This is a genomic window from Pradoshia sp., assembly GCF_051873915.1.
GTDB lineage: Bacteria > Bacillota > Bacilli > Bacillales > Pradoshiaceae > Pradoshia.
This window is the reverse complement of sequence record NZ_JBJEFJ010000133.1, coordinates 84,015-95,778: the sequence shown is the minus strand read 5'-3', so window position 1 is coordinate 95,778 and position 11,764 is coordinate 84,015. Positions and strand designations below refer to the sequence as shown.

The following is an 11,764-nucleotide window of genomic DNA, read 5'->3' as shown; positions in this document are numbered from 1 at the left end:
GATGTGATGCCGGTCACATTCAATCCATTTAATTCATGCTACTTTTTACATAAAGGTTCAGTATTAAAGAGGTGAAATAATGATGAAAATCATTCAACTGAATAACTCATTATATGACATTTGTCAAAAACATCCTGAGGTAATCTCGATTATGAGTGAACTGGGATTTACACATATTAATAAACCAGGGTTGCTCCAGACAGCCGGCAAGGTTATGACGATTGAGAAAGGCTGCAAAATGAGAGGCATCCCATTCGATATGGTTGCAAAAACATTTGAACAGCATGGATTCACATTAATGGAGGATTGATTGAAATGAGCGAACTAATCAATAATCGTGAACAAACTCAATTAACAAAAACCGAGCGTCAGGAACTTCTAAAAGAAATCATCATCGATCTGCATAACGGACGCAGTGTCGACGAAGTAAAGGAGCTCTTTGAAAAGGCTGCAGGTACTATTTCTGTTGAAGAGATCTCTCAGCTTGAACAAGCACTTATCGAAGAAGAGGGTATCCCCGTCTCAGAAGTCCAGCGTCTTTGCTCCGTACACACCGCTGTATTTAAAGGAGGAATTGAAGAAATCCACCGAAGCAGCAAACCAGAGGAACAGCCAGGCCACCCAGTCCATACATTTAAGCTTGAGAACAGAGAAATCGACATGCTCGTTAATTTCAAGATTCAGCTGCATTATGAGCGCTTCTTAAAAGAGGACAGCCAGGAAAACGCACTTAAGCTGCTAGAGGACTTAAATCTTCTGCTCGATATCGATAAACATTACAGCCGTAAAGAAAATCTCTTGCTTCCTTATCTCGAGAAATATGGCATATTAGGTCCTACCCAAGTCATGTGGGGTGTCGATGACCGAATCCGAGATGCCATTAAGGCTGCCAAGCAGGCTTTAACAGTCTATGACGGCACTGGTTTGGACTTCCTGATGAATACAATGGATTTTGTTATTCGAGAAGTATCTGAAATGATTTTCAAAGAGGAAAACATCCTCTTCCCAATGGCTCTTCAGCATCTGACAGAGGATGAATGGATGAAGATTGCCCATGAAAGTGACGTAATCGGATTCTGCCTAATTAACGGTGCAGCAGAATGGAAGCCTGAAAGAAAAGCATTGGCCGGCTCCGCCATGTCAGAGGGATTCATTAAGATGGAAACAGGCGTACTATCCGTTGAGCAGTTAGAATTAATGCTCAACCACTTGCCGGTAGACATCACCTTCATTGACGAAAATGATGTTGTACGCTACTTCTCTCACGGGAAGGAACGGATTTTCACCCGGACAAAGGCCGTCATCGGCAGAACGGTGCAGAACTGCCATCCCCCAAGAAGCGTCCATGTCGTTGAGCAGCTCCTGCACGACTTTAAATCCGGCCTGAAGGATAGTGAGGATTTCTGGATTAAATTCAAGGACAAGTATATCTTTATCCGTTATTTTGCCGTCCGAGATGCAGAAGGCGCATATAAAGGGACGCTTGAATTCACCCAGAATATCACGCCTATCCAAGAAATTGAGGGAGAAAAACGCATTCTATCCTATTAAGATTTCAGGGAACCTTCTTATTTGAAGGTTCCCTGTTTTATATGAACGATATTTTCCCTTAACAGCTTATGAATGAAACAATGCATTCAACTCCCATTCTTCTCTTAAAAGGCCCATTCGGATGGAATCATAATACCTTCCATTATAGTAACGACATTTCCGAAGCCTTGCCTCCATCGTCATGCCAAGCTTTTCACCAAGACAAATCATCCGTTCATTCCCCGACCAAGTAGTAAAACCTACTCGGACCAATGGCAGGGTATTAAACAAATGATTGGTCCATAGACGGAGAGCCTTAGTCCCATACCCTCCATTCCAATACCTCGGATTATAAATGACAATCCCCATTTCCAGCCAAAGGGATGGCTGATGCTCCCAATAATAACTGACGGTTCCAATCACCTCGCCTTTTACCTCAATAGCCCACTGTTTATCTTGACCGATAATCTGATCTTTTTTAGCTAAATATTCTTCTAACGGTATTTGCTTATGCTCGAAGTATGGAGCATCCCACTTTTTCCATTCAGGAGACTCTTCTTTATAAATTAATGACCATAATATTGGCAGGTCCTGCTCCATAATTGGCCGAATCACCAGTCCATCAACCCCGCAATACATACTAACTCCCCCTAAATTCACTCTTCTATTGTACTTCTAGGTGATGTCGTTTATTTCCTTCAGATAATCTGTCCAACAGCTGAAAAAAGACTTCCATCATTTCTATTTCCAAATGCATTTTTATTGTATATAATAGCGCTATTCCAATGCATGAAGCGACTGACCTATGCAAAATGTTAAGCTCCAGATATGGAAATAAGAAAATAGAGGGAAAAATATTGATTACCGAATTACAAACGGAACGATTAATACTTAGAAAAATAAAAGCTTCAGACTCCACTGCTTTATTTAAAATCTGGTCTGATCGGGAAGTTACCAGGTTCATGAATATCACTCGTTTAACGGAAGAACGTGAGGCACTAGACATCATTGCTATGCTCGACGGCTTCTTCCAAGAAGGTAAAGCTATTCGTTATTCGATTATTCATGCAGAGTCAAATCAAATAATAGGCTCCTGCGGCTTCAATTTCTTAGACTTCGAAAACTTAAAAACAGAAATTGGTTATGAGCTTGGGAAGGAATACTGGGGTAAAGGCTATGCCGGGGAGGCCATTAACTGCTTAGTGGATTATGCATTCCATACGCTTCATTTCAATAGAGTCGAAGCAAAAGTCGAGCCTGAAAACAGCAACTCCATAAGACTGTTGGAAAAGCTGCATTTCCAGTTTGAAGGCACCTTACGAAAATCCGAGAAATCAAAAGGCCTATTGATTGATTTAAATATGTATTCGAAGCTAATAACGGATTAACCTACTAGTGAAAAGCCTTATTCAGAGAGAATATAGGCTTTTTTTCTTAGATTCCTGTCCTATCAATCGCCTCTGTTTATTGACAGAGTAAACCGCTATTAATACCCTTTTGCGTATCAGATAAGCCAGAACAAAAAAGATTAGTACCATAATAGCTATTTTACTGAAGGACAGCTGGCTAAAAGATTTGAGTAAAATAAAAAAGCTGCCATGCACAATCATTCATGCATGACAGCCTTTATATAAACGCCTATAGCTTAATGAAATGGGCGCCGTCAAAGAAGAACAAGTACTTCTCCTTAATCTCTCTCTTCAATATTTGCTCCAATGCGCGTGTGTATAGTTCAATCTGCTTCACATAACGCGCCCTCAATACTTCTTCTGCTTCTTCAAATCCGTTCGGGAAGCGGCCGGTAATAGCATCGGTTTTGTAATCGACGAGCACGAGGCCATTTTCATCCTCGAACAGGCAGTCAACAATCCCTTGCACGAGGATATTCTCATCCCCGCCGTCCCAATCATGATAGGCTTCCCTTGCTGGGTAAGCCATCGTGAATGGTACTTCCTTACGGATTTCTTTCGCGTGCTTCATTCGCTGTCCAATTTCACTTTCAAAGAAGCCAAGTAGCTGAGCGGCATCAATTGCCTCTGCCTGCTCCTTCGTAATGAACTCCTTCATAACAAGCCTTTCCACCAAGGTCTGAATAGACTCTTCATTCACCGGCTCGCGTGCATCAATATGCTGCATAACAAGATGGACCAATGTCCCGCGTTCGGCAGGTGTCATCTTCTTCTGCTGTATAAAGGACGGACGCTTTAGGTTCGTTTGCTTGAACCGGGCTTTGACGAGCGTTGCTGCACTGTACGGATCCTCGGGCTCATTCATTCGTTTCAATTCGGATACGGATTGCTTCGACCGTTCTCCAGTCGCACTTGTATATTCGTATTCCCATGCGAGCTGTCGTTTGACATGTTCATGATACTTCGATTCAATCGGGACAGGCTCCATTTGCTGAATGGATTCAAACAATTGCTTTGTCTCCAAGCTTTCCTCTTCCTTGACGGATTGAAGCGAGCTTCCCCCCCGAAGATGAACCTGCCATCTAGAAGGATGCTCGGCAACCTCGCCGCTTGCCCCTTCTGTCACGGATTGATGACGGCAGAGAGCAGGACCAATCCAATCCATATAGGAAACCGCATTGGCACGTACATAATCGGGAAGAAGCCAATCCTCCCTCTTGCTGTAGGCAGACCATTTATCGAGTGCCTTCACGCCATCTGAGACGGTTCCAATCAAGTACAGCTTCTCCTTGGCACGTGTTAAAGCCACATAGAGAACCCGCATTTCCTCTGAAATATTCTCTAGCTGCATTTTTTTCTTAAAGGCAATCTGCGGCAAGGATGGGTATGTGAGACGCAGCTCCGGATTCACGTAACGGAAGGCAAGTCCCAAGTCTTTATCAATCAAATATGATTTCCGGAGGTCCATTTGGTTAAAGTTCCTAGACAGGCCGCCAAGAAGGACAACCGGGAATTCAAGACCCTTACTGCTGTGAATCGTCATCAGGCGGACAACATCCTCCTGTTCACCTAATGCCCTTGCTGCTCCAAGGTCACTTCCCCTCTCCCTCATCCGGTCGATGAAGCGAAGGAAACGGAAGATACCACGGAAGGAGCTTTCCTCATATTGCCGTGCCCTTGTGTAGAGTGCGAGTAAATTGGCCTGCCTTTGCTTTCCTCCGGGCATTCCGCCAACAAAATCATAATAGCCCGTATCACGGTAAAGCTGCCAAATCAAGCTTGATAAAGCCCCTTGGCGAGCTTCTGTCCGCCATATATCAAGCTGCTTAAAGAAGGTCTGCACCCTTGTAAAGGCAGAGCCGTATTTCTCTGCAGAACCCTTACAGCAGTATTCCTTCAGCGCCTCATAAAAGGTTCCTTTTGGCATCGTGATGCGGATATCAGCCAGCTCCTCTTCATTCAGCCCGACCATTGGCGAGCGCAATACAGAGGCAAGCGGGATATCCTGATATGGATTATCGATGACCTGCAGCAAGGAAATCATGATTGCTACTTCAGTCGCCTCAAAATAACCAGTCGATAGATCTGCATAGACCGGGATTCCCTGTGCCCTGAACTCATCCATGATGGCTGGTGCCCATGGCATGGAACGAAGCAGGATGACAATGTCCCGATAAGTAATATTACGGTACGTTTTTGTTTTCGCATCATAGATTTTGCGGCGTTCCTCGATCAATGTTTTAATGATTTCCGCCATCTGCCTTGCTTCCAGAAGGACGGCTTCCATATCCTCATCCTCTTCGCCGTCAGCCGTTTCCATCGTCTCCTCTGATTTATCAATCAGATAGAGCTCAATGGGGTACTCCTCTTCCTCCGGATAAGCCGCTCCCTTTTTCAGCTCAGCCGCTTCATCATAATCAATCTCACCAACCGTTTTGCCCATGAGCTGCTTAAATAAGAAGTTCGTCCCGGCAAGCACCTCGCGCCGGCTGCGGAAGTTTTTGTTCAAGTCGATTTTCATTCCGCTATCTTCCGGCACGGGCAGGAATCGGCCGTATTTACCCATGAATAAATTCGGTTCGGCAAGACGAAAGCGGTAAATAGACTGCTTCACATCCCCGACCATGAACATATTGCCTGCAGCTTCTCCCTCTTCGGTCACAAGCTGCAGGATAGTTTCTTGGACCATATTCGTATCCTGATACTCATCGACGAGCACTTCCTTGAACTTCTTCCGGTACTCAAGGGCAACATTGCTTGGAATCCATTCCCCATTTTCTTTTGTTGCAAGGATTTCTAAAGCCATATGCTCAAGGTCTGAGAAATCCACGATGCCTCGTTCAAGCTTAGCTTGCGTGAATCTTTGCTGGAATGCTTGAACAAGCCGCGCAAGCGTGATGACATACGGTTTCATGTCTATCATGTCCTTGATGAAGCTCTCTTCTTTCCTGAAGAAGAGGTCATCAGCAATCGCCTTAATGGACTTCTTCACATTATCGCGAATCGTTTTCGCCCGCTTGGCAAGAGCTTCATCGCATGTGCCTTTACGGATGGATTTTGCCTTTACGAAGGCTGCCCCATTAAAGGCTTCAGACATCGCTGACCAGCCATTTTGCACGGATTGCCAAAGGCCGTCAATCACAGTCTCATCCGCCTTGAAGGTTTCCCCCAAAGCAGCCGGACCCTCAGGGAGAAGGGTTAATTGGTACCCCTCCTCAATCATTTCCTTCGCTGCTTGAAGACGCATGTTAATATCAAATTCAAGCACCGGATAAAATGGCAGCTCCTCAATCTTCGCTGACGGGTCGACATTATACATGTCAGCCAAACCATTCAGCCATGCACTAGGATCAGGATTAGAGCGGGCAAAATCATCGAGCCTGCGGATAATTTCCAAGATGGTCCGGTCGCTTCGGTCATCTGTAAAAGCATCCACAAGTCGGAAAAAGTCCTCATTATCTGGAATGCCATACTCATCCTCAAGCATGTCCTCTAATGCCTCATCTCGAATCAGCTCCATTTCTGTCGCATCGCCGATTCGAAAGCCAGGGTCAATGTCGAGCAAATAATAATGGCTTCTGACAATCTCCAAGCAGAAGGAGTGAAGCGTGGAAATGGAAGCCTTATTCAAAAGCCCAAGCTGTTTGCGTAAATGTCTTGAACCAGGCTGGCGCTTAATTTCCTTTTCTAGCGCCTCCGCAATCCGGTGGCGCATCTCAGCAGCTGAAGCATTCGTAAAGGTTACTATTAATAGGCGGTCAACATCGAGCGGCTTTTCCTCAGAGATGACCTTCTTTATGATCCGCTCAACAAGGACGGCTGTCTTCCCGCTCCCGGCAGCGGCAGCAACAAGGATATCACTGCCGTCTGAGGCGATGGCCTTCCACTGGTCATCTGTCCAAAGCGCATCAGCGGGCTTTTTTGGCAACGGTGTTCGTTCATTCATCTGCTTCTTCCTCCTCTCTCAATGCAGTAAAGATGGCATCCTTCTTAGCTGGTTTTAATATTCGATAATCATTGCTCTCAAGAGACGGGTCAAATTGGCAGACGGTTTTATACTGGCAGAAGGTGCAAGGCATCTTATTCTGCAGCCGGTATGGTTTAATGTCTGAGACCCCGCTTGTGATTGCTGTTCCGGTATCTGTATAAATCTTCTTCATATGCTTGCTCAGAAGCGAGAACTCCTCTTCGCTCGCAATTTTGGAGGCGGCAGTGAACGTTCCATCCTTCTTGAAACCTGCAGGTACAATCAGTGATTCTCCGCCCTCTAAATCAGAGTCCATCATCTTGACGACCTCATCATCGCCAAGCAAGAGGCCCTTCATCTTGAAGCTCTTGAATACTTCTCGTTCTATTTGTTCAAGCGTATAGACGCCATTATTCTTAATCATTGGGTTATGGACGTGGAAGTACAATACCCCGGCTGGCTTTGCCTGCTTGCCGACCAACAGCGGTGAATGTGTGACAGCAATATCCAAGTAAGTCAGCATCTGCAGGGCAATCCCATAATAAATCTCCGTGAAATTCAAATCCTTGGAGCTCGATTTATAGTCAACGATACGTAAATACGTTCCATCTCCCACATCAGCCCGGTCCACTCGGTCAATCCGTCCGGCAAGCTCCATCTTCGTTCCATTCTTCAGGGAGAAGGTTAATGGCGGCAAATCTCCCCGCTTCCCGAAACCAAGCTCCAGCCCAATCGGGGAGAACTGGCTGTTTCTTGCCTGACCGCTCAAGGTGATGGATGCCCGGCCGACAACATGCTCGAGCTTCCTCTTCAAATAATGGAACCGGTTCGAGGATAATAGAATTTCATTTTGCAGCTTTGGTGCCATCAGTTCGACCGCCTGGCGGGCAAGCTCTAAGCATTGCTCCTTCGTCATTGCTCCCCATGTCGTTCCAGTTTTGATGATTTGTTCTGTCATCCACTGAAGCGCTCCGTGGAACATCTCTCCTATATCCGGCGCCTCCAGCTTGTACACTTCACGGTCGCGCAGCCGGAGTCCGTGGGATGTGTAATGAGCAAATGGACAGCTGTTAAAGAGCTCCATCCTTGAGACGCTTCCCTGGATGGTTTCCCCGTATAATTCCTGAGCCTTCTCATCAGGAATCTTCTTCGCCTTGTTCTCATAGGACAAAGCAGAGAGAACGAAGGCCGCCTGGTCTTTCATTGGACCGTCCTGGCGGTATTCATTGTAAACATCCCACCAAATATCAGAAACAGGATAGTTTTTCTTCTTCTGCAGCAGCTGGCCGGCAAGGAAGGAAAGTGTCGATCTCGTATGAACGATATACTCAAGCTGGAGCTCATCACTCATTTCTGCCGGGTCATGAACGAAGAAGGTTTCTTTATTATGGGCAAATAAATCCTTGATTCGCTTGATATAGGATGAGGCGAGGAGCTGCTTGCCCTCATCATCTGCAAGCGGATAGGAGTAATACGTATAATCTGATGCGAGCAAGAATGCTTTATACGCAGCAAATTCCTCATCCAAAAGCTTGGTCTTAGAGGTCGGCGCAAGCTTCAGTCCAGCAGACTGCAGTGTTTCACGGTCCGCATCTGACAGGATGCCCTCGTCACTCATTCTCGATGGGATGACGCCTTCATTTAAACCGGCAATAAAAGCAATCTTCACGTTTTGTGGACGTGATAAATCGAGATTCGTGACAACGACTTGGTCAAGTGACGGCGGGATTAAGGAGAAATTCAGCGTTTCAATCCCGCTCTCCATAATCGCCGTGAAATTCTTCATCGTGATCGGCCTGTCACCGGCAATCTCGACAAACTGGTCAAGCAAATCGATGACACTATTCCACGCTTGTCCATGCTCGGCCGCATTGGTGAGCTGCCCTTCCTCTTCTCCCATTTCCGCAAGCCTCTCAAGCTTGGCTGGTACAGCCAGCTCATCAAGATATTGATAGAAGGCTTGGGCATAGTCAATTCCGAGCTTCGCCTTCTTAATTCGGTTCACGAGACGGCGGAGCGGTTCAGCTACCTCTTCCTTGATGGCATTGATTTCTGCTTCCATCTTTAATTCTGCATCGGTCTGAACCGTATCGACTAGTTCAAGGCCGCGATTACGTTTATACGTCCAAGTCTGCTTTTTCGTCCAGCGGTCCCCGTAATATCCTCTTGAGAGCACATAGTTTTCAAGAACAGCTGCCTTCTCTCGCGCTTGTTTCAAATCGGAGCCTTCGGCAAATAATAAATCCGTCTTAATGGCCCTGAAAACCGGCTCATACCGCCAGTTTGTCGAGAGAATCTCCATCGTGGAGCGAATAAGTTCAATAAGCGGGTGATTGAGCATCGGCCTCTTCTCATCAATGAAGAAAGGAATGCCGTAATCGGTGAATACGGTCTCCACCACTTCTGCATACTCCCCACTGTTGCGCGTTAAGACAAAAATATCCCGATAACGATACCCTTCACGTACCGATTTCAGAATTTTCCTTGCGATGCCCTCTACCTCTGCACGGCGATTGCCTGATGGACAGAACTCAAATTGAGCCTCCCCTTCAAAGATAGGGGCCGGACGGTTCGCGAACCATTGATCCAAATGCTGCATAGATTCATTCTCAATAAAACGATGCGGCTCAACAAATAGGCGATCCTCTTCAATCGGCACACCATTATCCTGAGCAATCTGGTAAAGATCAAAATACGTCTCTCCTGTCATGCGGAACAGATGGAGAGGGTCCGGCATCTCGCTCTTGAATGGCTGATCAAGCGTTAAGGAAACCGTCACATTGCGGCAGGTTTGCATTAAGCTTGCCAGGATGCCGTATTCCTGTGTCGTAAAGCTGTAGAATCCATCCACATAAATATCTGCATTACGTAAATAGGAGGATTCCGGGATTTTCTCCATCAGCAGGGTGAAGTAATCCTCTGTATCGACATATTTGCCTGTAAGTTCTTGTTCAAAGCCCTCATAAATCGCTGTTAAGTCATCCAGCTTGGAGCGAAGAATCGGTGACAGCTCTCCTTCTGATTTCTCCGCCATTTCAGCAGGCGTAAGGCAGTAACGCTTGCATTCCTTCAGCATCTCGTTTAGCTGAGCGATAAAGCCCTGCTTATCGCTGGAGCGCTTAAAGGTCGTCAGCTCATCCTTCTTTTCCTCGAGGATTTTGCGAATAACCATATTGACCCCGACATTGCTCAAATGCCGGCGCCCCATCCCGCCTGTCTCCTGCAGAATCTTCCAGGCGAGACGGCTGAAGCTGAACACCTGGGTGCGGATCATCCCGCCAAGTCCAGGTGTGTTAATCAGCTCAAGCTCAGCCTGAAAGGTCATTTGGTCTGGTACGATATATATAATAGAAGGACCTTCTGGATCTTCTGCCAGCTTGGTCCGAATTTCATCTAAAATGGCCGTGGTCTTCCCCGTGCCTGTTTTACCAATATAGAATTGTAAAGACATTTCTCAACTCCCCCTTTACATACCTATCGTCTATTTTACCATATCACCTCTTCCGCTCACGCATTCAAACCCCAAAAATGCAAACAAACATTCTGTTTTTTATTTCCAGCAACAGGGAATTAGGGAAGTGTACACAAAACCATATTAGGAGGAAATCGAATGAGCAAAAGCATACTCATCACCGGAGCAGGTACCGGACTCGGTCGTGGAACAGCCCTTGGACTGGCACAGGCAGGCCACCGCGTGATTGCAACCGTTGAAATCACCAGCCAAGTCACCTCTTTAAGAGAAGAAGCAAAGGAAAAGGGAATTGAGCTTGAGGTTATGAAGGTCAATATTAATGACCCAGGAGATTTGAGGGCAATGGAGCATTGTGATTTTGACATATTCGTTGCCAATGCCGCACTAGGCGAAGGAGGACCGATTGCTGAGATTCCAGTCCAGCGTCTGAAGGATTTATTTGAGACAAATGTATTCAGCACCTTAAAAACGGCCCAAATTGCTGCACGAAAATTTGTGCAAAAGCAATCCGGCAAAATCGTGTTCGTCAGCTCAATTGCCGGCTTAAGTGCCGCTCCTTATCTCGGTCCCTATTCGGCCACAAAACACGCTCTTGAAGCCATCGCCCAATCCATGAAGGAAGAACTGAAACCATTCGGTGTCCAGGTTGCCACCATCAATCCCGGGCCATACAAAACCGGATTCAATGACCGCATGGTTGAGGAACCGTGGAAATGGTACGGCCCTAAGATTCACTTCACCACGCGAGAGCAATACGCCAAGGGAACCGAGGTGTTCGAAAAGCAATTTGCCCCTGAGGATATGATTGCGAAAATGGTTGAGGTCATCCCGGCTGAGCATCATGCCTTCCGCACCGTCTGGCCGGAACGCTCTGAGAAGCAGGTCAAGGATTATGAACAAAAGATATGGGAAGATACGATTTAGACAAAATGAAAACGCCAGCGGGATCAAGGTATTCTCCCGCTGGCGTTTTTATTTTTCCCACTCTGGCATCGTGATTCTATATCCGCTGAACGAGCGGAATCCCAGCTGTTCATAATAGGTTTTGGATGTTGAACTGGCCAGCAGCTCCATCCGCGTCTTCGGATAGAAGCTATGGGCATGCTTCAGTAGGGCTTTTCCAATACCACAGCCGCGGTACTCCTTCTTCACAAGCAGCTCGCATACATAAAGGGTGACCACCCCATCTGTAAGACCGCGCATATACCCGGCCATCACTCCATTACATTCAGCTACGAAGGCGACATCAGAATGTTTCCAGGCAGCTTTTGTCTCCTCGGATTTCCCTGCTAGATTCGTCCATCCTTCCTCTTCATTTAACTGCTGTATATGGAAGAAATCCTTTTCTTCAAACCTTCGAATATACATTTGCTTCGGCTGCATAAC

8 protein-coding genes are annotated in these 11,764 nt (G+C 46.3%); 4 read left to right on the top strand and 4 right to left on the bottom strand.

The features are described from left to right. Window positions 1–79 precede the first annotated feature (79 nt). Both ACI35L_RS12350 and ACI35L_RS12345 read left to right on the top strand, forming a co-directional pair. Window positions 80–310, top strand: a complete 231-nt coding sequence (locus tag ACI35L_RS12350) for a DUF1858 domain-containing protein (protein ID WP_049671844.1) — start codon at window positions 80–82, stop codon at window positions 308–310. Window positions 311–315: 5 nt separating this feature from the next. Then, window positions 316–1,551 (top strand): DUF438 domain-containing protein, encoded by a 1,236-nt coding sequence (locus ACI35L_RS12345; RefSeq protein WP_439803006.1) that lies wholly within the window; start codon window positions 316–318, stop codon window positions 1,549–1,551. Window positions 1,552–1,617: 66 nt separating this feature from the next. Here ACI35L_RS12345 and ACI35L_RS12340 read toward each other — a convergent pair whose 3' ends face one another. Further along, the gene (locus tag ACI35L_RS12340; protein WP_439803005.1) at window positions 1,618–2,169 is read right to left on the bottom strand and encodes a GNAT family N-acetyltransferase; all 552 of its coding nucleotides are present in this window, start codon (window positions 2,167–2,169) and stop codon (window positions 1,618–1,620) included. A 218-nt stretch (window positions 2,170–2,387) separates the two neighbouring features. Between ACI35L_RS12340 and ACI35L_RS12335 the strand changes: the two genes are divergently transcribed. Continuing rightward, window positions 2,388–2,918 (top strand): GNAT family N-acetyltransferase, encoded by a 531-nt coding sequence (locus tag ACI35L_RS12335; RefSeq protein ID WP_049671847.1) that lies wholly within the window; start codon window positions 2,388–2,390, stop codon window positions 2,916–2,918. Between the two features lie 250 nt (window positions 2,919–3,168). Here ACI35L_RS12335 and addA read toward each other — a convergent pair whose 3' ends face one another. Both addA and addB read right to left on the bottom strand, forming a co-directional pair. Then, window positions 3,169–6,885, bottom strand: a complete 3,717-nt coding sequence (addA, locus tag ACI35L_RS12330) for a helicase-exonuclease AddAB subunit AddA (RefSeq protein ID WP_439803004.1) — start codon at window positions 6,883–6,885, stop codon at window positions 3,169–3,171. Next, the gene (gene addB, locus ACI35L_RS12325) at window positions 6,878–10,357 is read right to left on the bottom strand and encodes a helicase-exonuclease AddAB subunit AddB (protein WP_439803003.1); all 3,480 of its coding nucleotides are present in this window, start codon (window positions 10,355–10,357) and stop codon (window positions 6,878–6,880) included. Before addB ends, addA begins: the two co-directional genes overlap by 8 nt. A gap of 159 nt (window positions 10,358–10,516) precedes the next feature. Between addB and ACI35L_RS12320 the strand changes: the two genes are divergently transcribed. Next, the gene (locus tag ACI35L_RS12320; protein WP_439803002.1) at window positions 10,517–11,302 is read left to right on the top strand and encodes an SDR family oxidoreductase; all 786 of its coding nucleotides are present in this window, start codon (window positions 10,517–10,519) and stop codon (window positions 11,300–11,302) included. A gap of 48 nt (window positions 11,303–11,350) precedes the next feature. Here ACI35L_RS12320 and ACI35L_RS12315 read toward each other — a convergent pair whose 3' ends face one another. Continuing rightward, entirely contained in the window at window positions 11,351–11,761 is a 411-nt protein-coding gene (locus tag ACI35L_RS12315; RefSeq protein WP_439803016.1) for a GNAT family N-acetyltransferase, read from the bottom strand. Window positions 11,762–11,764 lie beyond the last annotated feature (3 nt).

What these genes read in the sequence shown, in the direction of transcription:
- ACI35L_RS12340 (WP_439803005.1), bottom strand. Translation starts at nt 2,169, where the DNA reads ATGTATTGCGGGGTTGATGGACTGGTGATTCGGCCAATTATGGAGCAG.
- ACI35L_RS12315 (WP_439803016.1), bottom strand. Translation starts at nt 11,761, where the DNA reads ATGCAGCCGAAGCAAATGTATATTCGAAGGTTTGAAGAAAAGGATTTC.
- ACI35L_RS12350 (WP_049671844.1), top strand. Translation starts at nt 80, where the DNA reads ATGATGAAAATCATTCAACTGAATAACTCATTATATGACATTTGTCAA.
- addB (WP_439803003.1), bottom strand. Translation starts at nt 10,357, where the DNA reads ATGTCTTTACAATTCTATATTGGTAAAACAGGCACGGGGAAGACCACG.
- addA (WP_439803004.1), bottom strand. Translation starts at nt 6,885, where the DNA reads ATGAATGAACGAACACCGTTGCCAAAAAAGCCCGCTGATGCGCTTTGG.
- ACI35L_RS12345 (WP_439803006.1), top strand. Translation starts at nt 316, where the DNA reads ATGAGCGAACTAATCAATAATCGTGAACAAACTCAATTAACAAAAACC.
- ACI35L_RS12320 (WP_439803002.1), top strand. Translation starts at nt 10,517, where the DNA reads ATGAGCAAAAGCATACTCATCACCGGAGCAGGTACCGGACTCGGTCGT.